Source organism: Streptomyces sp. UNOB3_S3 (assembly GCF_020740895.1).
Classification (GTDB): Bacteria; Actinomycetota; Actinomycetes; order Streptomycetales; family Streptomycetaceae; genus Streptomyces.
Map to the genome: position 1 here is coordinate 1 of NZ_JAILXP010000752.1, position 712 is coordinate 712.

General features: G+C 69.5%; 1 protein-coding gene. It reads right to left on the minus strand.

Going from position 1 to position 712, the window contains the following annotated elements; all coding sequences use genetic code 11:
* Positions 1-71: 71 nt before the first annotated feature.
* Positions 72-712: branched-chain amino acid ABC transporter permease (locus K6I33_RS35460; protein WP_229358893.1), on the minus strand; the 641-nt coding region annotated here is incomplete at its 5' end.

Consider the following 712-nt stretch of genomic DNA (forward strand, 5'->3'; position numbering starts at 1 on the left):
GATGGGGATGGTGAGCCGGGGGAGGGTGCGGCTGAGGGTGGTGGTCCGGTGGTGTTGTGGGGTCATGGGTCTCACGCCCGATCCGCGACGCGTTCGCCGAGCAGGCCCTGTGGCCGCACGAGGAGGACGACGATGAGGAGGACGAAGGCCCAGACGTCCTTCCAGCCTCCGCCGCCGAGCTGCTGCATTCCGGGGATGTGCTGGATGTAGGTGGTGGAGGCCGTTTCGGCGATGCCGAGGACGACGCCGCCGAGCATGGCGCCGTAGATGTTGCCGATGCCGCCGAGGACGGCGGCGGTGAAGGCCTTGAGGCCGAGGATGAAGCCCATCTCGAAGTTGATCTGGCCGGCGCGGAGTCCTTGGGCGACGGCGGCGACGGCCGCGAAGGCGCCGCCGATGGCGAAGGCGAGGACGATGATGCGGTCGGTGTCGATGCCCATGAGCCGGGCGGTGTCGGGGTCCTGGGCGGTGGCCTGCATGGCGCGTCCGGTGCGGCTCTTCGCGACGAAGAGGCCGAGGGCGAGCATGCACAGGGGTGCGGCGACGAGGACGAAGACGTCGTCGCGCTGGAGGTGGACGTTGCCGGTGAGTTCGAAGGCGTCGCCGTGGAACTGGGGGAAGGCGCGGGATTTCTTGGCGTCGGGGTAGAAGGCCCAGACGAGTTGCTGGAGGGCGATGGACAGGCCGATCGCGGTGATGAGGGGGGCGAGGC